We start from the raw sequence: 20,690 nt of genomic DNA, 5'->3' as shown, positions 1-20,690 counted from the left end.
CCTCAACGAACAGGGCAGGCAGGCGGTGCCCATTTGACCCGGAGGGCAGTGGGGCAGTCTCCCCCTGCCTCTGCCATGTCGCCCCTTCTCGCTGGCAATCCCGATCCCCTTCACATGGATACCGGCCTTCCAACCCGACAAGACAAACCCAAGTGACATACGCGCAATGACAGATCTTCAGGCCGCCGCACCCTATCAGCCGGCGGCAACCGATCACAAACCGGCGCTGCCGCTGACCGAATTCGTCGCGCTGATGGCGGTGTTGATGGCGACCGTCGCCTTCTCCACCGACGCCATGCTGCCGGCCTTCCCGGAGATATCTGCCGAGCTTTCACCCAGCTCGCCCAACCGGGCGCAATTGATCGTCGCCTTCTTCCTGCTGGGGCTGGGCGTCGGCACCATTTTCACCGGGCCGATGTCGGATGCCTGGGGGCGCAAGCCGGTGATCCTTGGCGGTGCCGTGGTCTATATCGCCGGGGCCATGATATGCTGGCAAGCCGGGTCGCTTGAAATCATGCTGGGCGGACGGATCCTTCAGGGGGTCGGTGGCGCGGCGGGGCGGACAGTCTGCATGGCCATCGTGCGCGACCTGTATTCGGGGCGTCGGATGTCGCAGATCAGCTCTCTGATCATGATGATCTTCTCCATTGTCCCGGCCATGGCGCCCACCTTCGGCGCACAGGTGATCGACCTGGCCGGCTGGCGGGCGATCTTTGTCGCCTTCGCCTTCGTTTCAACCATCGGCGCCACCTGGTTCTGGCTGCGCCAGCCCGAGACATTGCCGACGGCCAGGCGGACACCGCTTCGGCCCGGCAGCCTCATGGTGAATACGCGCTACGTCCTGTCTATGCGGGTGGTGATCGTGGCAATCATCGTTCAGGTGCTGACTTACGGAACGCTTTTCTCGATGATCTCGTCGGTCCTGCAGATCTTCGACATCACCTATGGGCGCGGAGAGCATTTCCACTTCTGGTTTGCAGGGGTTGCCCTGCTGGCGGCCAGCTCGGGCTTCCTCAATGCCAAGCTTGTCAACCACCTGGGCATGCGCTTCATGATCAACGCGATGCTGGTGGCGCAGATCACGCTCTCCTCGCTGGCCGCGCTCCTTCTGTGGGGCGTCGGGCTCACGGGGACCGCCGGTTTCGTCGTGTTCCTGGTCTTCACCCTGGGGATCCTTTTCCAGAACGGGTTGATCGCCGGCAACGCGACGGCGCTGGCGATGGAACCGGTGGGCCATCTTGCGGGGCTGGCAGCCTCGGCCATGGGCGCGATCAGCACCATTCTCGCCGTGCTGATCGCGATCCCGGTTGGACAGGCCTTTGATGGCACGCCCGTACCGTTGATCCTGTGTTCCCTCACCTGCGCCGGTCTCAGTTTCGGGACCATGCGCTTCCTGCCGCAAAGGGATTGACGCACGAAGCCGCAAGCCTGTTGACGCCCCTATCCGGGGCGCGCCGCACTTCCTGCGGCCAGATCCCTTTCCTGTCGTGTTGTGGGGGCGCTATCTTTTTTCCGCATTGCAGCGACGGAAATCATCGCGCGGCCCGTGGAAGCGAAACGGCCGCGCCTTTGCAGTCTCGTTCGCCGCCAGACGGCAAAGGGCTCTCGATGCTTCCAACTGTACAAACAAAACCGGACCTGTTTCATGAATCTTCGACCTTTGATGATCCTGCCTCCACTCGTGATTGCCGTGCTCGGTTTCAACTGGATGACACGAGAACAGCCCGAGGATGTCATCCGTCAGGAGGAATTCCGGCTCGCGGTGCGCGTGATGGAGATACTGCCGCAACCCGTCTCGGCCAGTGTCACCGGCTATGGTCGGGTCGAGCCGGTTCGGGACTGGTCGGCGGTCTCGGAGGTCCAGGGGAGGATCGAGACGATCCCTGGCGACCTGGCCGCCGGCAGCATCGTCGAGGCGGGCGATGTGCTGTTTGAAATCGACGTGACGGATTACGAGCTTGCCCGCCAGAAGGCGCAGGCCAATATCACCGCGGTCGAGGCCCAGTTGCACGAAATCGAACGGCAGGAAGAAAACACCCGCAAGACGCTGGAGTTGCAGGAACGGACGAAGGCCGTTGCGCAGGACGAGTACGACCGCGTCGCCTCGTTGGTCGAACGCGGCGCCTCCACACAGGCCGCGCTCGACACCGCGCAGAAAACCCTGCTGGCGCAGTCGAATTCGGTGCTCGCGCTGGAGAACACGCTGGCGCTCTATCCCGCCCAGCGGGAAAGCCTGGAAGCGACACGTGCCGTGCGCAACTCCGAGCTGCGCGAAGCCGAGCGGTCGATCGAGAAGGCGACGATCTCCGCACCATTCCGCGGCCGGGTCTCGGAAATTGGCGTCGAGGCCGGGCAGTTCGTCCGCACCGGCGACACATTGCTAGTGCTGGACGACACCTCCGCCGCCGAAGTGACCGCCGAGGTCCAGCCGACAACCTTTGCGCCGATCTTCATGGCGACACGCGGCAAGGTCGACCTTCCCGAGGAAGGCATCGACACCTCCGGGGCCATGGCAATCCTGAAAGAGGCCGGAATATCGGCCGAGGTGCGTGTGTCGCTCGGAAACCGGGTGATGTCCTGGCCGGCGGAACTGGCACGCATGCGCGGCACGCTCGACACGGACACCGCGACGATGGGCGTTGTCGTCCGGGTCGAGGATCCGACTTTCGGGCAGCCAGAGCTGCAACGCGCGCGGCTCGAATCCGGTGCCTTCGTATCGGTCATCTTCACCTCGCAACCGATCGAGAACACCATCCGCGTTCCGCGGAGCGCATTGCGCTATGGCGATGACGGCGCGGCTTTTGTCTACCTGGCGGATGCGCAGGACCGGCTTGCCAAATCCGCAGTCGAGGTCGGCCCGTCCATCGGCGAGGACGCCATCATCCTGAGCGGGTTGGAGGGCGGCGAGCGGCTGGTGTTGAGCGAACCTTCGCCCCCGGTGATCGGCATGGCGTTGGATCCTGTCATGCCCACGGCGGAGCAGTAACATGATCGCCTGGTTCGTCCGTCACCCCGTCGCGTCCAATCTGCTGATGGCGCTGATCTGCATTCTCGGCCTCTCAACCGTCAGCAATATCGAACGAGAGACCTTTCCCGACACCACCGCCTCCACCGTTCTGGTGTCCATCTCCTATCCCGGCGCCTCTGCCGTCGATGTGGACGAGGATATCTGTACCCGGCTGGAGGACGCGATTTCCGGCACTGACGGATTGGCGGAGCTCGACTGTCTCTCCGTCGACGGGCGCGCCGTGGCAACCGCCGAGCTGGAGACCGGCGGCGATAACATACAGTTCTACAACGATGTCTCATCGGCTGTTTCGGGTGTGAACGATTTCCCGGCCGACGCGGAGACTCCGTCCATCGAGCGTGGCGGGCGCACCGAGATGATCGCCCGGATCGCTGTCTCCGGCATCGACGGCAAGAAGGGTCTTCTGGAATACACCGACGACCTCGCAAACAGGCTGCAGGGCGTGGACGGCGTATCCGAAGCGATCGTGTCGGGGCTTGCCGACCGGGAATTGCGCGTGACCTTCGACGACGAGGAGTTGCGCCGTTACGGCCTGTCGAGCCAGGGCGTAGTGGATGCGATCAACGCCCGTTCGCTCCAACAACCGCTGGGCGAGGTGGAAACAACCGAGAAGAGCCTCGTGCTGCGCTATTCGGACGTGCGCCGCACCGTGGCGGATCTCGAAGACCTAATCGTTTTGCAGAACGAAAGCGGCGGCATCGTGCGGCTGAAGGATCTCGCGACCGTTCGGATCGTCGATAGCGACAAGAACACGCAAAGCTTCATCGACGGCGCGCAGACGGCGACCATCCAGATAATGAAGGCCACGGATGGCGATTCCATCCGTATCTTCGAACGTGTCGAGGCGATCCTGGAAGAGGAGCGCGCGACCTGGGCAGAGCCGTTCCAGATCACCGTCACCAACAACCTGACCGAGATCGTCGAGGAACGTCTTTCCCTCATCGTCACCAATATCGTCATGGGATTGGTGCTGGTCTTTGCCGTGATGTGGATGTTCTTCACGCTCAAGGAGGCGCTCTGGATATCGGCCGCCTTGCCGGTGTCCTTCCTCGGCGGGCTGTTCTTGATGAACGCCCTTGGCGTGACCATCAACATGATCACACTCATCGCGTTGTTGATGGCCGTCGGGCTGATCATGGACGATTCCATCGTCATCGCCGAGAATATCGACAAGTGGCGGAGCCGCGTCGGTGGCAAGGAGGCGGCCTGGCGTGGGACGCAGGAAATCCTGCCGGGCGTGCTGTCCTCCTTTCTGACCACGGCTTGCGTCTTCGGCCCGTTGATGTTCATCGACGGGGATCTGGGTGAGGTGCTCAAATACATCCCGATGGTGCTACTGCTGACCCTCGGATTGTCCTTGCTTGAAGGGTTCCTGATCCTGCCGCATCACCTGAGCCAGATCGGGAAGGGGACTCCGGCCGCGCACAAGGAACGCCCCGCCGCACGGGTGCTGGAGCGGTTCAAGGAGGGCGTGGTCATTCCCGCCGCTGGGGCGCTGGCGCGGGTCCGCTACCTGACCATCGGCACCGTGCTGGGGGCGCTCGTGCTCTCGATCGGGCTGGTCGCGTCCGGTCAGATCAAGGTCGTCGGGTTTCCGCAGGTGGAAGGCGACACGATCGAAGCAAAGATCGCGCTCACCTCCGGGATTGCCCGAAAACGGACGGTGGCCAATGTCGAGCAGATCCTCGCAGCCCTTGAACGGGTCGATGCGCGCTACACGCCCGGCACCGAAGGGGCCGCGCCGCTGGTCGAGCGCGTTCTCGTGAGCTACGGCACCAACTCGAACGTCAACGACAATGGCTCCAACACCGCGACGGTGACGGTCGACCTGCTGGAGGCCGAAAAGCGCAATGTGAGTGCGAGCGAGGTCCTGCGGGTCTGGCGCGCGGAATCTGGCGCGCTGCCGGACCTGCATCAGGTGAGCTTTGCCCAAAACGAGATGGGTCCGGGGGGCAACGATATCGATATCGACATCTCGGGGCGCGATCTCGGCGACGTCGAGGCGGCGGCGTCCGAGGTCCTCGCACGGCTGTTGGAGCGGATCGACGTCAAGGAGGCCTATTCCGATTTCTACGGGGGGCGCCAGGAGGTGAAACTCACGCTGAACGAATACGGCTATTCCGTGGGGCTGACACCGCAATCGCTCTCGGCGCAGCTTCGCCAGGCGTTCCAGGGCTCGGAGACCGATACATTCCACACCGGAGCCTCCAATGTGAACGTGCAGGTGCAGCTGGGTGACACGGTCGCGAACCTCACCGAGCTGGAGGAATTCCCGATCATCGTCGGCGATGGCAAGCAGGCCGCGCTCATCACCGTGGCCGATATGGACCTCGCCGCTTCCTACCCGACGATCACCCGCAAGGACGGGCGCGTGGTTGCCAATATCCTCGGCCAGATCGACCGCAAGGCCACCACCTCCACCGCCATTTCGACCTTCGTTCTGGACGAGGTCGCGCCGGAACTGGAGCGGCTATACCCCGGCACCACGGTCTCCATTGGCGGGGCCACCGAGGAACAAAAGAAATCGCAATCCTCGGTCGGCTCGAAGTTGTTGCTGGGGCTCATCGGCGTCTACATGGTGCTTGCCTTCCAGTTCCGCAGCTACACGCTGCCCATCGTGGTGATGCTGTCGATCCCCTTCGCGCTGATCGGCACGATCCTTGGTCACTGGGCCATGGGGTTGGATCTGTCGATGCCGAGCATGATCGGTTTCGCGTCGCTTGCGGGTATCGTGGTCAACAACGCCATCCTGTTCCTGACCTTCTTCCAGACCCACCTGCGAGGGGACGACCACGTTGCGGCCGCCCTCGACGCCGTCCGTGCCCGCTTCCGGCCGATCCTGCTGTCGACCGGAACGACGGTGGCCGGGCTTCTTCCGCTTATCGCGAACAGCTCGGTCCATGTGCAAACCATGGTGCCGCTGGTTGTCTCGGTTGCGGCCGGTCTGACGGCCTCGATGATCCTGGTGACGCTGGTGCTGCCATCGCTGCTCAGCATCTATTTCGACATCTTCCCGGTGCAGAAATGGGTGGAGAAATTCGACGATGGGGAGAGCGGAGACATCCCGGCGCAAAAGGGCCCGCTTGTAGAAACGTGAAGCATCGGCCACAGGGCGGGAGCGAAGCCGCCTTTTGAACATCTACGAAGGGCTCGATCCCGCCCTTCGCCCCGCCCGCGACGAAGGATGGGCGGGGCAGGCGCTCTGTCGCGAACAGGCGTCAGTAGAGCTTTCCGCGCGCTGATACGGGCCAGAGTGTTTCAACCTTGCCGTTGCGGACCCCGACATACCAGTCGTGCAAATTGGCGGTGGGATCGCAATGGCCTGGAACCAGCCGGAGCTTGTCGCCGACCTTCAGCGCGCCTTTCGGATCCGTGATCACGCCATGTTCGTCGCTGCACTTGATGTATTTCACATCGTCACGCCCGTAGATGACCGGCAAGCCGCTATCGACCGATTGCGCCTTGAGACCTGCATCGCAAACCGCCATGTCTGCCTTGGCGTGGCTCATCACCTGGGTGAGGATGAAGAACGCGTTTTCCCATTGCACGCGATCGATGCGCTGGCCGTTTTCGTCCAGAACGCTGCCGTAATCGGCATCCATGAAGGCATAAGAGCCGCATTGAAGCTCGGTGTAGACGCCTGAGTTTGACTCGAACTCAAAGGTTCCGGTGCCGCCTCCTGTGACCAGCAACGGCGCCAGCCCCTCTGCCTTCAGCGCCGCCACGGCGTCTTTGACCATAGAGATGGCGACATCCAGCTTCGCCTTGCGGTCTTCATGGCGGCGAAGATGTTGCGCCGCGCCCTGGTAGGCCTGCAGGCCGCTGAATTTCAGCTGCGGGGCCGCGTCGATGGAACGAGCCAAGGCCAGCACGTCCTGCGTCGTGCTCACCCCACAGCGCTCGGCGCCGCAATCGATCTCCACGAGCACCTCCAGTTCGGTGCCATGTTTCTCCGCGGCAGAGGCCAGTTCCGCGACGTTGTCGATATCGTCCACGCACACGATGATACGGCCCCCCGTTTTCGGCAGGCGCGCCAACCGATCGATCTTGACGGGATCGCGGACCTGGTTCGACACCAGCACGTCCTTGATGCCCGCGCGCGCAAAGACCTCCGCCTCGGATACCTTCTGACAACAGATGCCGACCGCGCCGCCGAGAAGTTCCTGCAGTCGGGCCACGTCGACGGATTTGTGCATCTTGCCATGCGCCCGGTGCTGCATGCCGTGCGCGCGGCAATATTCGCCCATCTTTCGGATGTTGCGCTCCAATGCATCGAGGTCGAGAACCAGACAGGGCGTCTGGATGTCCGCCTCGTCCATACCCGGCCGCGCGGGAACGTCGAAGCCGACGTCAAGCTCGTCACAGGGGATTGATGCGGTCATTGGACGGTCTCCGTTCTTTGTCGCCGGGGCAAGGTGCCGTGGACCGTGATACCCTCGGCGATCAGACACCTGAAGAGGGTCGGTGCGTTCGGTAGTATTCCTGTGCCGCGGCCACACCGCTGCCCAGCGGGACAGCGAGCCCGAGATCCGCCATGCACATCTCTGCCGTGGCAATTCCGGACAGGGCCATAACATCGGTCATGCTGCCAAGGTGGCCGATGCGGAAGACGCGGCCCGCAACCTCGCCAAGCCCGACCCCGAAGGCCACCCCATAGGCGTCGGCCGCATGGGTCACGATACCGGTCGCGTTGAAGCCCTCGGGGGTGCAGATGGCGGTCACGGTGTCGGAATAGAGCTCCGGCGATCGCGCACAGAGATCGAGGTTCCAGGCCTTCGCGGCGGCACGGACCCCTTCGGCAATCCGGCGATGGCGGGAGAAGACGTTTTCCAGCCCCTCGTCCAGCAGCATTCGGCAGGACTCGTTCAACCCGTTCAGCAAGCCGAAGGCCGGGGTGTAGGGGTAGGCGTTTTTATTATAGCTGTCGCGCATGGAGCTTATATCGAAAAACGCGCGGGGCAGGCCGGCCGAGCGGCTGGCCGCCATCGCTTTCGGGCTGAATCCGACGATGGCGAGGCCCGCAGGCAACATGAACCCCTTTTGCGAACTGGTCACCGCCACGTCCACGCCCCACGCGTCAAAGCGGAAATCCATCGAGGCAATGGAACTGACGCCGTCGACAAGCAGCATCGCAGGGTGATCTGCCGCGTCCAGAGCCCGGCGAACGGCCGCGATGTCGGACGTCACCCCGGTCGCGGTTTCATTATGCGTGGCCAGAACGGCCTTGATCTCGTGGTGGATATCGGCTGCCAGGATTTCCTCGTAGCGATCCGTTGGTAGCCCGCCGCTCCAAGGCGCGTTAACAACCTGCACGTCGAGTCCAAGGCGCTGACTCATGTCGATCCAGCGCTGCGAAAACATGCCATGCCGCGTGGCCAGAACCTTTTGTCCGTCCGAGAGCGTGTTGGTCAGTGCCGTCTCCCAGCCTCCGGTGCCCGTAGAGGGAAAGATGAAAACCTCCGCGATGTCGCTTTGCAGAACCTTCCGCACGCCATCGCGGGCAGGGCGCAATATCTGACCGAACAGCGATGAGCGGTGATCGATCGTTGGCATGTCGCAGGCCTTGCGAAGGCGCTCGGGAATGTTGGTGGGCCCCGGGATGAAAACGGGATTCTGGAACTGCATGGGGGCTCCTTTCAGTTGCTCTATCGTGCCGCCCCGACCCATTCCGCATCGAGGGCGCAGTGTCTTGTCTTTCGGATCGGGCCTGTCCGGCGTGATATCTTCACGGATGGTTGGCGAAACCAAGCGGGGGCGCGCTTTGTCATCCATGAGAATACTGGCAATGCTGTGTTCTCGAAACGAAAATTCAGGATTGCCCGGCCGAGGGACGTGCGCGAGATGGGGCTGGAGCGGCAGTTCGGATCGATGACCAGCATCACGCGCGCCGATGGCGAGGTTATCTTGATCATCGCCGGAAAAGCTGACGTTTGCAACGCAGTGGAGGCGCTTCCTCCCGCAGATGCCAACGTCGCGTTCGACCGGTTCCGCCGCGAGCAGTGGACGGGCGCAGACGTCCATTTTTCGTGTAGATCGGACACCCCACGCCGATTTGGCCAAAGCCACCGGATGGTGGTATAATTGGCGCATGGAAACGTGATGCAAGACAGGGAGGCGGACAATGCCGAGTCTGCAGCGCTTACCCAAGAGTGCAACGATCCTTGTGTGTGACGCCCGAAAGGCGCTGTTTCTTCAAAATCATGGAACGGCGATTCATCCGTCGCTCAAGCTCCGCAAAACGATGGAAACCGAAGCGACGGGTGACGAGCGGGACCTCAAGGGAAATCCTCCCGGCAGGAGGCCCGACAGCCATGGCGGCGCCAGCCCGCGCGGACCGAAAAGCGCGATGGAGCAGCCGGATTTCGCACGGCTGGACGAGGAGGCGTTTGCCACCCGGATCGTGGAGGAATGCGCACGGCAGTTCGAGGCCGATGGCAGCGATGCGCTGGTGGTTGCCGCACCGTCCCGGATGTTGGGCGCCCTGCGCGATGCCATGGCCCCGAAGCTTCGCGACAGGTTGCTGGCGGAGATACCCAAGACCCTGACCGGACATCCGATCGATGAGATCGCCGACCATCTGGTCGCGACATGGTAGACCGTTTGCAACGGTTTGCGCCGGACGCCGGGCAATGAGACCTGCACTGTTTCGGGATCGAGCCGGAGCAGGGCGCGCACTTGGCCAGGCAGTGCGCGAGGCGCTTGGCAAGCTCCCGGGGCAGGCCGATCCGGTCATTCTGGCCCTTCCACGTGGCGGTGTCCCTATCGGCGCGGAAGTCGCTCGGATATGCGGGGCGCCGCTGGATCTGTTGATGGTCCGCAAGCTCGGGATGCCAGGACATGCGGAACTGGCCGTCGGTGCCGTGGTCGATGGCGACGATCCGCAGATGGTCGTCAACCCGGAGGTCCTTCGAATGGCCGGCATGACCCGGGAGGAGTTGGTCCCGATCCGGGACAGGGAATTGGCCGAGATCGACCGACGGCGGCAAATCTACCTGCCCGGGCGGCCGCCGATACCGTTGGAAGGCCGCGATGCCATCGTCGTGGATGACGGCATTGCCACGGGAGCGACCGTGCGTGCGGCCTTGAAGGGCCTGGGGCAACGGCGGGCGCGCCGGATCGTGCTGGCCGTTCCCGTCGCGCCGGCGGACACGGTGGAAGAACTCCGCACCCGCGTCGGCCTGTTGATCTGCCTTGAGACGCCGAGCCCCTTCTGGTCGGTTGGAGCCCACTATCAGGTATTCGATCAGGTCAGTGATGAGGAGGTGGTGGCGTGCCTGAGGGAGCACAGCTGATCGCTCGGCGTTTCAGGTGAAAACAGGTCAGGGTCACGGTCATGACCTGCCAAGCCGGGGCAGGGCGTTCGCGTCCCGCCTCGGGATACCGGGAGGCTCCCCCTTCCGGCCAATCGGGCCCCGTGGGCACACCATCCGTTTTGCCGCGATGGGATGCGCCCGGGTGCCCGCGTTCTTATTCAGTATCATGGTGGGCTTGCCGTGGCCGGGGTCGAACTTGCGGCCCACAGGTTGGAGATGGCCGAGCGGGCTTGGGGGCAAAACAATGGTGGACGCAAAAACCGGCCGGACCTGGACGGAGGAGACCTTCGAGGCATGGACCGCAGTTGCCAACCGCGTCTCCGACGCAGCGGCGCAACCACTGCGACTAACTTGCAATATCGAGGAGGGGGCGGGGACCTGGGCCGAAGAGCGTTGCGAGGTCCGGAAAATGCTCGTCAGACGCCCAGAGTTTTAACAAGGCCGGGCGCCCGACGTGATTTCTTCACGAGATACGACTGGTTGGGCCGTCCTAGTCGAGCAAGCTCGGCAAGATCAGCGACACCTGCGGCACATAGGTCACCAGCAACAGAATGAAGGCGAGTACGCCAACGAATGGCAGGTTGGTGCGCGATGTTTCCCAGATGCCCGACTTGGCGATCGAACAGGAGGTGATGAGCACCGAGGCCACGGGCGGCGTCTGCTGGCCGATGGCAAGGTTCAGCGTCAGCATGATGCCGAAATGCACGGGGTCGATGCCGACCGCGTTCACAAGAGGCATCACGACCGGCACCACAAGGATGATTGCCGCCGCGCCATGCAGGAACATGCCAAGGACCAGCAGCAGCAGGTTGAGAAGCGCGAGCACGACGAGCGGGTTCGTGGTGTATTCGGTGATCTCGGCGGCCAGGGTCTGCGGTACCTGTGCCTGGGTCAGGAACAGCCCGAGCGCGGCAGACGTGGCGACTAGCAGCATGACCACGCCGGTCTGGCTGATGCCTTCGAGCATGGCGCGGCGCAGGTGGACGAGGTCGAGATTGCCATAGATGAAGACGCCGATGACGAAAGAGGCGAAGACGGCAAGCCCGGCGGCTTCGGTGGCCGTCACGATCCCCGTCAGGATGCCACCAAGAATGATCACCGGCAGTGTCAGAGCCCAGAATGCCTCGCGGAAGGTCTTCGCCACATGACGCAGGTCGAAACCTTCGGCCCGTGGCAGATCATAACGAACGGCCAGGATGTAGGTGACGACCATCAGCAGCCCGCCCCCTAGGAAGCCGGGGATAATCCCGGCGACGAAGAGCGTGAGCACAGAGGTCTCGGAGATCGCGCCATAGAGGATCATGGCAATCGAGGGCGGGATGATGATCGCCAGCGAGGCCGAGGACGAGGTGATCGCCGCGGCAAGCGTGCGCGAATAGCCCCGGCGCTTCATCTCCGGGATCAGCACGGTGCCCGTCGCCGCAACGTCGGCCACGGCGGAGCCGGAGATCTCGGCGAAAACCATCGAGACACCGATATTGACCATGCCGAGCCCGCCGCGCACGAACCCGATCAGCGCGGTGATGAAGTTGATGAGTTTGACCGAGATACCGGAGGTATTCATCAGGTTCCCGGCGAGAATGAAGAGCGGGATCGCGATCAGCGGGAAGGAGGTCGCGCCGGTATAGAGCGCGATGGCCATGTCGTAGAATTGCGCCGTCCCCGTGGTCAGCGCGAAGCCGCCGAGCGCGACGATGCCGATGGCCACCGCGATGGGCACGTTGATCATGATCAGGGAGATCAGCACAAAGGTCGTAAGAAGCAGGATCATGACCGGTCTTCCTTGAACGTGTAGGATTTTGCCTCTGCCTCGGCTTCGGCGATGGCCTGATCGATCTCCGCATGTTCGGGATCGACACCCTCGGCGGCATCTCGGATCGCCTGCGGCATGGTCAGCAGGGAGCTGATGATCATCAGCACCGCGGTGATCGGGATGACTGCCTGGATGTAGTCGAGCGAGAGCCAGGGCAGGCTGAGAAGGGCATCATAGGCCGCGACTTCAAGGACGAGATAGCCGTACCAGCCGGTGATGGCGAAATAGACGATGACCAGAAGCTCGCCAAACAGGGCAATCGCGATCGACAGCCGGCCGGGCAGGGCGGTGACGAGACCGGCGAAGCCCATGTGCTGGCGCATCAGCATTGCGTAGGTCGCCCCGAAATAGGTCAGCCAGGCGAGCAGAACGCTGGCAACCTCGTCATACCAGGTGGGCGAGGCGCCGAGATAGCGCATGGCGGTGGAATAGAGCACGGAGAGTGCCAGTATCACCAGCAGAGCAAGCGATATGGTCTCTACGAAGCGCAGCAGCGCCTTTTGGAAGATTGCGATCATGGGTCCTGTCCGGAGATCCGCCGGCCGGGAACAGCCCGGCCGGCAGTGTTGGGTCTGTTACTTCGCGAGGGCCTGTGCCTGGCTCACCAGCGCATCGCCGCCGGGAACCTTTTCCGCGAATGCCTTGTAGATCGGCGCGGCGGCGGCGATGAAAGCGGCCTTGTCAGCCACGTTCACTTCCACACCGGCGGCCTTGACCTTATCGACCAGCGAGTTGTCGGCCTTCTCGCCTTCTGCCAGCGCCCAGTCCTGAACGGAGGCGGCGACTTCCTCGACAGCGGCCTTCACGTCATCAGGATAGCCGTCCCAGGATTTGACCGAGGTCAGCAGGTAGATCGGCGAATAGACGTGGCCGGTCAGCGAGAGGTATTTCTGGACTTCCTGGAAGTTCGCGCCGGTGATGTTGGTCAGCGGGTTTTCCTGGCCGTCCATCGTGCCGGTCTGCAGTGCGACGAACACCTCGGAGAAGGACATCGGCGTCGGGTTGGCGCCCCATTCCTTGAACATCGCCACGCGCCATTCCGAGGACGGCGTGCGGATCTTCAGGCCATCGAGATCGGCTGGCGTGTTGATCGGGCGGATGTTGTTGGTGATCTGGCGGAAGCCGTTTTCCCAGGTCGAGATCAGCTTCAGACCCTCTTCGGCCGCCTTGGGCGCGAGGATCGGCTGCACGATTTCCTTGTCGATCGCCTTCAGGTGATCCCGGTCCTGAACGAGGAACGGCATGTCGAAAAGCGCGAATTCGGGCGCAACGTTGGTCATGATCGACGAGATCAGCGTGAAGTTGACCGTGCCAAGCCGGATCTTCTGCATCAGTTCCTTGTCGTCGCCGAGCTGGCCGTCCGCGTAGAACTCGACCGTGTGGGCGTCGCCCAGCTTGGCCTGCAGATCGTCGGCGAATTTCTTGGCGCTCTGACCCTGAAGACTGTTCGAGGCCGAGCCGACGGCAACGATATAGGTATCCGCCATCGCGGCCATCGCACCGAGCGACACCGTGCAGGCAAGAATCCCCGTTGTCAGGCGTTTGGTGAACTGGTTCATAAGACCTTCCTCCCTCTTGAATGGACGCAGGCTCCTCTGCCTGCGCATAGATCGGAAAATGCGCTCCGCCGCCGTTCACTCCGGCTTTGGTTCGTGATTCCCGAATTCCTCCTGCACTGCGCGGCGGGCCGACCGTTCTGGGTCGTCCGGACGATCAGTGCTTTTCCTTTGCTCCTTCCTGCGTCGCGGCGAACATGTCAGCCACACGCTCCCAGGCCGCGCCGAGATGTTGACCGATGACGGCCTTGAGCCGGTCAGGATCGCGCGCTTCCAGCGCCTCGATCATCCCTCTGTGTTCTGCCACCGCGCGGGCCCAGTTCTCGGATCCCTCGTGCCCTGCGTACCGGAAGCGCTTCATGCTCGCCTGCAGGGTTTCGTGGACCTGGGACAGGGTCGAATTATCCGCCAGATCGACCAGGCGCGTGTGAATCTCCTGGTTCAGGTTGTAGTAATGCCGCCGGTCGCCCTTTTCATAGGCTGCCTCCATGGCGTCATGCAGGGCACGGATCTCCCCGATTGCCGCATCGGTTGCCTGGGTACAGGCGCTGACGCAGGCAAACTCCTCAAGGTTTCGAATGACGGCTATCGCGTCGCTCACTTCCTTGGCCGAGAACTCCCGCACTACGGCCCCACGGCTGAGAACAAGCTCGACCAACCCTTCGCTGGCGAGGGATCTGAGCGCCTCGCGGAGCGGCGTCCGTGAAACACCGAACTGGGTACAGATCTCGACTTCGTTGATCCGCGCGCCGGGTGCGAGGTCCCCCTCGACGATCATGGTGCGCAAACGTGTCAGGATCTCGCCGTGCAGCGACCGCCGGTCGATCTTGACCGGTTGAACCGCGTTATTCTCGGCCCGAGATGAATCCGCGTTCATTCTTTCCTCCCTGTTACCTAAATTCGTAGTCTGAGGCCTCTTTCCGAGTCAATACTGCGTAATGCATATTGCATACAAAATTTGATCCAAGGTGCCGGATGAGCTAAGACATCGTCAGACAAGTTGAAACGAGGGCCGAATCACGACGGCCAGGGAGGCGTTTGATGGCGTTGTCGAAAAGGCTCCGCATTGCGGGCGGAATGGCCCGTATGGCTGGGCATCATCAGGAAACTGTGTGTATTCACCCGAACTGCCTGGCGATACCCAGACAGCGCTGAGAAACGTGCCGAACATGGCATGGCCGAATTGCCCATGCCGACCATGGAACAGAAAGAACGGAAGATAAGACCATGACGAGCTTCAAGGTTGCAATGGCGATCGGCGATGCCGGGGGAATCGGGCCGGAGCTGGCTGCAAAGGTGATTGCCGATCCGGACTCCAACGCCGGAGACCTCATGGTCCTGGGTGATCGCCGCGTGCTGGAACGCGGTGCGGCGGTTGCCGGCGTGAGCCTCGATTTGCCGGTTCTGTCGCCTGAGCAAGCCGATGCCGGCCTGCCCGAGGGCAGCTTCATGATCGATCTGGGCAACTGCGATCCCACAGTGGTTCCGCAGGGCGAGGCCAGCCAGGCAGGCGGCCTGGCCTCCGTGCAGAACTTCCGCGCCGCGCTGCTGGCCGCGAATGCCGGGTACGCGAATGTGGTCTTTTTCACGCCCTTCAACAAACATGCCATGCGGCTCGGGCAGCCCGATTACGTCGACGAGATCGGCTTTATCGATGCCACGATTCATCCCGCGGAGAGCGGGCGGGAATTCAACGTTCTGGACGAGGTCTGGAACGCCCGGGTGACTTCCCATATTCCGCTGAGAAAGGTGGCCGAGACGATCACGGAGGATCGGGTTTTTGAGAGCCTTGTGCTGACCGACAAGGTGATGCGGGGCGCAGGTTTCGCGCATCCGCGCATCGGTGTCGCGGCGCTGAACCCGCATGCGGGCGACGGGCGCAATTTCGGCACGGAAGATGAGGACATCATCCAGCCCGCCGTCGAACGTGCCAGTGCACTTCAGCTGGCTGTCACCGGCCCGGTCCCGTCGGACACCGTCTTCGTTCGCGCAACAAAGGGCGAGTTCGACGCGGTCATGACGATGTACCATGACCAGGGCCAAATCGCGATGAAGCTCATCGGCTTCGACCGTGGCGTGACGCTGATTGCGAATTACCCGTTCCCGATCGTAACGCCGGCCCATGGCACGGCCTATGACATCGCCGGGCAGGGGATCGCTGATCTCGGCGCGACCCGAAACGCCGTGAATCTCGGGCGCAAGCTGGCGCTGCTCGAACAACGCGGCGACAAGCTCGCGCCAACGGAGTCTCTGGGAGCCTGCGTGGCACGGGCGCTCGATACGAGCGCGGAATGGCGCAGGCTCGGCGCATAGGCCGGGCAAAGCCGCTATCGGGGGCCGAAAACACTCCCGACTGAGTTCAGGGAAGACAGGCTAGCGCCCAGTCAGGGAGGCTGTCCCGTTGCCGGGGGGGCTGCCGTCGCCCATCCAGCACCCCAAGACCTTGCGGAGATCGCCGGCTTTGCAATTGTTGGGCAAGATCTGAACCACGAAGGTGGCCGCGCGCAGGGTCCCAATCGAGTACCGTTCTAGCAGCCCTGCCACCGCCGAAACGATGATGGCGTTGACCATCAGATCATCCGCGCGCGGCTTGTCATCATGCTTGGCGGCGCGCGCCTGGGCCTGACCGTGGCCGACAGTCTGGGTGCCTATCTCACCTGTGCCCCGCATCCGGGACGGCGGAACAGCGAACGCTACTGCATCTCGAACATCCACACCCATGGCGGCCTGGACTATGCCGGGGGCGCGCGGAAGATCGCCGTGCTCAGCCGCCAGGCATTTCGGCTCGGGCCGACGGGAACCGGGTTGAAGGAGAATGCCGACAGCGACGGAATGCTCGCTGATCCGGTGTCCGGAGCGTAACAGAGTGGCGAAAGCTGAGACACAAGGGCATGGCGGTTGCGCCGTCCCAACGGCGCAACCTGTCAGGCTTGCGCGGTGGTCGCCTCAGGTGAAGACGATCCCGCCATCCACGTTGAGCGTCTGACCGGTGACAAAGGCGCTGTCATCCGAACAGAAGAAGGCCGTCGGGCCGGCGACATCTTCGGGCGCGCCGATCCGCGCCATCGCGGTCTTGTCCTGCCAGGCTTCGCGGATTGCGGGATCTTCGAGGTTTACCCGTCCCATCTCGGTCAGGATGATGCCGGGACAGACGCAGTTGACGGTGACGCCGAGCGGGCCGACCTCCTGCGCCAGCACTCGCGAGAAGCCCATGATCGAGGCCTTGGAGGCCGAATAATGGGCTTGCTCCGGCGCGCCGTGCTTGCCACCGATCGAGGCTATATTGACGATACGCCCGTACTCCCGCGCCTTCATCGTCGGCAGGAATGCCTGGATCATCATGAAGGCGCCCTTGGCATTGACGTCGAGAACCTTGTCCCAGACCTCCTCGGGAAGCCGGTCCACGGCACCGGCGATCAGGAAGCCGGCATTGTTCACCAGCGCGTCGATCTTGCCGAAATCGGCGAGATATTTCTGCGCCATCCCCTCGCAGGAGACCTTGAGGCTCACATCGCCGAGGTAAAGCTCGGATTTCCGGCCCATCGCCCGGATCTTGTCGGCGACCGGTGATAACTCGCCTTCCTGCGCGGGAATGTCGTTCAGCCCCACGTCGTAGCCGCGCGCGCCGAGCCCGAGCGCAATGGCCGCGCCAATGCCGCGGCTGGCGCCGGTGACGAATGCGGTTCTGTTCTCTGCCATGATTGTTCCTCCCAGGGGATCAGAGTGCCGTGTAGCCGCCATCGACGGTCAGCACGGTTCCGGTGATGTAACTTGCCGCGTCGGAGGCCAGGAGAACGGCGGCGCCGGCGATCTAGTCGGGATCGGCCAGCCGCCCCATGGGCGTGCGGTCAAGCCAGACATTGTACCATTCCGGTTTCGAGCGGCCCGCAAGCGTCAACTCCGTCGCCGTGTAGCCCGGTGCGACCGCGTTCACCCGCACGCCGCTCCGCGCCCATTCCACGGCCAGCGATTTCGTGACCAGGTTCACGCCTGCCTTGGCGGCGTTATAGGCGGCTTGCGGCTGCGGCCAGACAGGCACCTGCCCGCAGATCGAGGAGGTCGAGATGACCGAGCCCTTGCCGCGCGCGACCATCGCGCGCCCGAAGGCGCGGGCGGTGCGGAAGACGCCGGAGAGATTGACGTCGATCACCCGCTCCCAAGCCGCAATGTCGATCTCTGTCGACGGGCCGTTATGGACGATGCCCGCGTTGTTGATGAGAGTATCCAGCGCCTCCAGCCCGGCCACTGCAGCCTCGACGGCCTTCGCATCGGTGACTTCCAGCGCGATTGCGCTTCCGCCGAGGGCGGCGGCGGTCTTCTCGGCCTCGCGCAGATCCATGTCGGCCACGATCACCGAGGCGCCGGCTGCGGACATTGCCTCGCCAATGGCGCGCCCGATCCCCTTGGCCCCGCCGGTCACCAGCGCGCATTTGCCCTCGAGCGAGAAGCGTTCGATGCCCTTAACCATGGAGGATCTCCTTTGCGGCCGGGTAGACCGCGAGGTATTTCTGATAGATTTCTTCGTATTGCGCGACATTGGCCGGGATCAGGTCGATCGTCCGGCCCGGATGGACCATGACGTCGATCCCCTCGTCGATGGTCGCGAAATGCCCGGCACCATGGGCGGCCAGCACGGCGCAACCGATCGAGGGCGCGTTCGGGCAGGAGGGGAAACGGACCGTCAGGCCGGAGGTATCGGCATGGATCTACATCCATAGATCGGAGGCCGTCGCACCGCCGCCGACGGTCATCTCGGTCGAGGTGTAGCCCGCCGCCTTGAACGCATCGAGGATCGCGCGCGTGCCGAAACCGATGCCTTCCATGATCGCGCGGAAGATATGGTGTTTCTCGTGACTGAGGGTCAGCCCAAGGATCGCACCGCGCGAGAGCGCGTCCGTGTAGGGCGTGCGGTTGCCCTGGAAGTGATCCTGCACGATCAACCCCTCGGAACCGGGCGGCAGGGCGGCGGCCTTGGCGTTCAGCTCGGCATAGTCGAGCCCGCCGGTGAGCCGGCCCAGCCAGTTGATGATCGAGCCGGTCGAGGTCTGCCCGCCTTCGACGATGTAGCGGCCGGGATAGACGATATCGGCATAGCTGCCCCAGACCCCCTGCGCGTTGAGCGGGCCTTCGGTCACGCCGAATTGCAGGTGACTGGAGCCGGTGATGAGCGCAAGCTGGCCGGGTTTCGCGACGCCGAGGCCGATCATCCCGATCAGCGCATCCGCGCCGCCCTGAACGACCCTGACCGATTGCGGCAGGCCAAGCTCGGCGGGGCTTTCGCCGTGAGCGTGCCGATCAGCTCACCCGCCGCAGCCATGCGCGGCGGCCATCTCTCCAGCATTGCTTCCATGCCGAGCGCCTTCACGAGCGTATCCGCCCAGCCGCCGGCATCGTTGCGGTAATGCCAGCGCAGCCCTGCATTATCGAGGCTCGCGGCCCACTCGCCGGTCAGGTGATAGGTGATGTAATCCTGATATTCGCAGATCCGGTAGGCCTTGTCATAGATCTCCGGCTCGTTGCGCTTGATCCAGAGCGATTTGGGGAGCATCCATTCCGCCGAAACCGGCCCGACGCCATTGCCGTTCATGCAGAGCGCGGGATCGCCCGTCGCCAGCACGGCTTCGGCTTCCTTGTCGGCGCGCACATCCATCCAGATCAGGGCCGGGCGCAGCGCGTTGCCGTTCTCGTCGAGCGCCACGACCGAGCAGCAGGTGGTATCATAGCAGATCGCGTCGATCTCCGTCGGGTCGATCCGGCTTCGGCAATCGCGCCCCGCGAGGCGGTGACGAAATTCTTCCACCAATCCGCCGGGTTCTGCTCCGCCCGCGCGCCTGCCGAGAATTTCGTCTCGTAGGCGACTGCAACGCTGCTCAGTTCCTTGCCGGCAAGATCGTAGACACGCGCGCGCAGACTCTCGGTTCCGCCATCTGCCGTCAGTACATTGGCCATTTCTCTTCCTCCTCCCGGGCGGCGCCTCTCCGCGCCCGAATTCCTCCTTGGAAAGGTCCGGGATCGGCTCCACCCGCGATCCCGGGCCGCACATTTTTCAGGTCACGTGCCCTTCCGGGGCAGGCTCAGGCGAGCATGACGAGCGGGTTTTCCAGGTTGTCGAAAATGGCCCCGAGCAGCTCCGCCCCGACCGCACCGTCGATCACCCGGTGATCCACCGACAGGGTCACCGACATGATCGTCGCGACCGTCAATTCGCCATCACCACCGATGGCGGGTTGGCGTTTTCCGGCGCCGACGGCGAGGATCGCGCCATGCGGCGGGTTGATCACCGCGTCGAAACTGACGATGCCGAACATCCCCAGATTGGAGATTGCCAAGCTGCCGCCCTTGTATTCCTCCGGGGCGAGCCTGCGGTCGCGGGCGGCGAGATCCTTCATCTCGGCAGAGAGCGCCGAGAGGGATTTCATCTCCGCGTCCCGCAGCACTGACGTGAACAGGCCGCCCTCGCTGGCACGGGCGGTTGGCGGAGAGGGCTATTTTCTGCCGATCCCCTTCATTGCCGATTCCGTCGAAGACCGGAGCGTCCTCATGGGGCAGAGCGCGGTACTGCGACCGTTCGAACTGGCGCGGCGTGCGGACCTGGCGCTGATCTCGGTCGGCGAACTGACCGAGGAGTCCTCGATTCGCAGCCATGGGATGATCACCGAGAGCGAATTGACTGGGCTGCGCGCGGCGGGGGCCATCGGCGACACGAACGGGATTTTCCTCGATACCGATGGTCGTCCGGTCGATCATGATCTGAACCGCCGCTCGAACGGCGTCGGCGTTGAAGACCTCGCGCGCAGTTGCTGTGTGCTTCTGGCCGGCGGCCCGCAAAAGGCTGCCGCAACCGAGGCCGTGCTGCGCGGTGGGTTCGTCCGCGGGCTGATCATCGATGGTGATCTTGCTATTGCCCTGGCGGAGCGGATCGCGGCCTAGCTGTTTGATCCCAGGTTTTGATGGTGCGATCCGTTCGTTGGAATGGAAGG

The 20,690-nt window shown here is 63.4% G+C and carries 20 protein-coding genes and 2 pseudogenes; 9 read left to right on the top strand and 13 right to left on the bottom strand.

Going from position 1 to position 20,690, the window contains the following annotated elements; translation table 11 throughout:
* The first annotated feature begins 166 nt into the window (after window positions 1-166).
* The 3 genes from AX756_RS20525 to AX756_RS20515 all read left to right on the top strand — a co-directional run bounded on the left by AX756_RS20525 (window position 167) and on the right by AX756_RS20515 (window position 6,125).
* On the top strand, window positions 167-1,411 hold the full coding sequence (locus tag AX756_RS20525) for a multidrug effflux MFS transporter (protein ID WP_082739228.1): 1,245 nt from the start codon (window positions 167-169) through the stop codon (window positions 1,409-1,411).
* A 234-nt stretch (window positions 1,412-1,645) separates the two neighbouring features.
* Window positions 1,646-2,986 (top strand): efflux RND transporter periplasmic adaptor subunit, encoded by a 1,341-nt coding sequence (locus AX756_RS20520; protein WP_068316431.1) that lies wholly within the window; start codon window positions 1,646-1,648, stop codon window positions 2,984-2,986.
* Window position 2,987: 1 nt separating this feature from the next.
* Window positions 2,988-6,125 carry an efflux RND transporter permease subunit gene (locus tag AX756_RS20515; RefSeq protein WP_068316427.1) on the top strand — a complete coding sequence of 1,046 codons (3,138 nt, stop codon included), beginning with the start codon at window positions 2,988-2,990 and terminating at the stop codon, window positions 6,123-6,125.
* Window positions 6,126-6,246: 121 nt separating this feature from the next.
* Here AX756_RS20515 and bhcC read toward each other — a convergent pair whose 3' ends face one another.
* Together bhcC and bhcA are read right to left on the bottom strand one after the other, a co-directional pair.
* Entirely contained in the window at window positions 6,247-7,410 is a 1,164-nt protein-coding gene (gene bhcC, locus AX756_RS20510) for a 3-hydroxy-D-aspartate aldolase BhcC (RefSeq protein WP_068316424.1), read from the bottom strand.
* Window positions 7,411-7,471: 61 nt separating this feature from the next.
* Complete coding sequence (bhcA, locus tag AX756_RS20505) at window positions 7,472-8,653, bottom strand: L-aspartate--glyoxylate aminotransferase BhcA (RefSeq protein WP_068316421.1); 1,182 nt, start codon at window positions 8,651-8,653, stop codon at window positions 7,472-7,474.
* 15 nt (window positions 8,654-8,668) lie between these two features.
* Here bhcA and AX756_RS20500 point away from each other — a divergent pair, with 15 nt between their 5' ends.
* From AX756_RS20500 to AX756_RS20490, 3 genes are read left to right on the top strand one after another with little or no spacing between them, the layout of a single operon-like run.
* Window positions 8,669-9,109, top strand: a complete 441-nt coding sequence (locus AX756_RS20500; RefSeq protein WP_068316418.1) for a hypothetical protein — start codon at window positions 8,669-8,671, stop codon at window positions 9,107-9,109.
* A 40-nt stretch (window positions 9,110-9,149) separates the two neighbouring features.
* Complete coding sequence (locus AX756_RS20495) at window positions 9,150-9,623, top strand: host attachment family protein (RefSeq protein ID WP_068316414.1); 474 nt, start codon at window positions 9,150-9,152, stop codon at window positions 9,621-9,623.
* A gap of 34 nt (window positions 9,624-9,657) precedes the next feature.
* A complete protein-coding gene (locus tag AX756_RS20490; protein ID WP_068316411.1) occupies window positions 9,658-10,320 on the top strand; it encodes a phosphoribosyltransferase in 663 nt (220 codons plus the stop codon).
* A gap of 511 nt (window positions 10,321-10,831) precedes the next feature.
* Here AX756_RS20490 and AX756_RS20480 read toward each other — a convergent pair.
* From AX756_RS20480 to AX756_RS20465, 4 genes are all read right to left on the bottom strand, one after another.
* Window positions 10,832-12,112: a TRAP transporter large permease gene (locus AX756_RS20480; RefSeq protein WP_068316405.1), complete on the bottom strand. Its 1,281-nt coding sequence runs from the start codon at window positions 12,110-12,112 to the stop codon at window positions 10,832-10,834.
* On the bottom strand, window positions 12,109-12,672 hold the full coding sequence (locus tag AX756_RS20475) for a TRAP transporter small permease (protein ID WP_068316401.1): 564 nt from the start codon (window positions 12,670-12,672) through the stop codon (window positions 12,109-12,111). Before AX756_RS20475 ends, AX756_RS20480 begins: the two co-directional genes overlap by 4 nt.
* Window positions 12,673-12,729: 57 nt before the next feature.
* Window positions 12,730-13,713 (bottom strand): TRAP transporter substrate-binding protein, encoded by a 984-nt coding sequence (locus AX756_RS20470; protein WP_068316398.1) that lies wholly within the window; start codon window positions 13,711-13,713, stop codon window positions 12,730-12,732.
* Window positions 13,714-13,867: 154 nt separating this feature from the next.
* Entirely contained in the window at window positions 13,868-14,587 is a 720-nt protein-coding gene (locus AX756_RS20465; RefSeq protein ID WP_068316396.1) for a GntR family transcriptional regulator, read from the bottom strand.
* A 350-nt stretch (window positions 14,588-14,937) separates the two neighbouring features.
* On the opposite strand from AX756_RS20465, the gene AX756_RS20460 reads away from it, so the two are divergent.
* Window positions 14,938-16,023, top strand: a complete 1,086-nt coding sequence (locus tag AX756_RS20460) for a 4-hydroxythreonine-4-phosphate dehydrogenase PdxA (RefSeq protein ID WP_068316394.1) — start codon at window positions 14,938-14,940, stop codon at window positions 16,021-16,023.
* Window positions 16,024-16,083: 60 nt separating this feature from the next.
* Here the strand turns inward: AX756_RS20460 and AX756_RS20455 are convergent, their stop codons facing one another.
* Entirely contained in the window at window positions 16,084-16,281 is a 198-nt protein-coding gene (locus AX756_RS20455) for a hypothetical protein (protein WP_068316388.1), read from the bottom strand.
* A 3-nt stretch (window positions 16,282-16,284) separates the two neighbouring features.
* Here AX756_RS20455 and AX756_RS20450 point away from each other — a divergent pair, with 3 nt between their 5' ends.
* A complete protein-coding gene (locus AX756_RS20450) occupies window positions 16,285-16,572 on the top strand; it encodes an ethanolamine ammonia-lyase light chain EutC (protein WP_331457779.1) in 288 nt (95 codons plus the stop codon).
* 84 nt (window positions 16,573-16,656) lie between these two features.
* Here the strand turns inward: AX756_RS20450 and AX756_RS20445 are convergent, their stop codons facing one another.
* From AX756_RS20445 to AX756_RS20430, 6 genes and pseudogenes are all read right to left on the bottom strand, one after another.
* Window positions 16,657-17,409: an SDR family NAD(P)-dependent oxidoreductase gene (locus AX756_RS20445; RefSeq protein ID WP_068316382.1), complete on the bottom strand. Its 753-nt coding sequence runs from the start codon at window positions 17,407-17,409 to the stop codon at window positions 16,657-16,659.
* Between the two features lie 19 nt (window positions 17,410-17,428).
* Window positions 17,429-18,178, bottom strand: a pseudogene (locus AX756_RS20440) (SDR family NAD(P)-dependent oxidoreductase).
* Window positions 18,171-18,344: a hypothetical protein gene (locus AX756_RS26455; protein ID WP_231701120.1), complete on the bottom strand. Its 174-nt coding sequence runs from the start codon at window positions 18,342-18,344 to the stop codon at window positions 18,171-18,173. The pseudogene AX756_RS20440 and the gene AX756_RS26455 overlap by 8 nt, the downstream one beginning before the upstream one ends.
* Before the next feature lie 72 nt (window positions 18,345-18,416).
* On the bottom strand, window positions 18,417-18,917 hold the full coding sequence (locus AX756_RS26450) for an FGGY-family carbohydrate kinase (RefSeq protein WP_231701119.1): 501 nt from the start codon (window positions 18,915-18,917) through the stop codon (window positions 18,417-18,419).
* Between the two features lie 5 nt (window positions 18,918-18,922).
* Window positions 18,923-19,510, bottom strand: a complete 588-nt coding sequence (locus tag AX756_RS26445; protein ID WP_231701118.1) for an FGGY family carbohydrate kinase — start codon at window positions 19,508-19,510, stop codon at window positions 18,923-18,925.
* Window positions 19,511-19,784: 274 nt separating this feature from the next.
* Window positions 19,785-20,180 (bottom strand): annotated as a pseudogene (locus AX756_RS20430) (2-oxo acid dehydrogenase subunit E2); the annotation flags it as partial.
* Between AX756_RS20430 and AX756_RS20425 the strand changes: the two are divergent.
* Window positions 20,152-20,640: a sugar-binding domain-containing protein gene (locus AX756_RS20425; RefSeq protein WP_068316372.1), complete on the top strand. Its 489-nt coding sequence runs from the start codon at window positions 20,152-20,154 to the stop codon at window positions 20,638-20,640. The pseudogene AX756_RS20430 and the gene AX756_RS20425 sit on opposite strands and share 29 nt — an antisense overlap.
* The last annotated feature ends 50 nt before the right edge of the window (window positions 20,641-20,690 follow it).

The organism is Aliiruegeria sabulilitoris (genome assembly GCF_001558155.1).
Taxonomy (GTDB): domain Bacteria; phylum Pseudomonadota; class Alphaproteobacteria; order Rhodobacterales; family Rhodobacteraceae; genus Tropicimonas; species Tropicimonas sabulilitoris.
The sequence above is the reverse complement of the archived record's forward strand: the minus strand, read 5'-3'. Positions and strand labels throughout refer to the sequence as shown.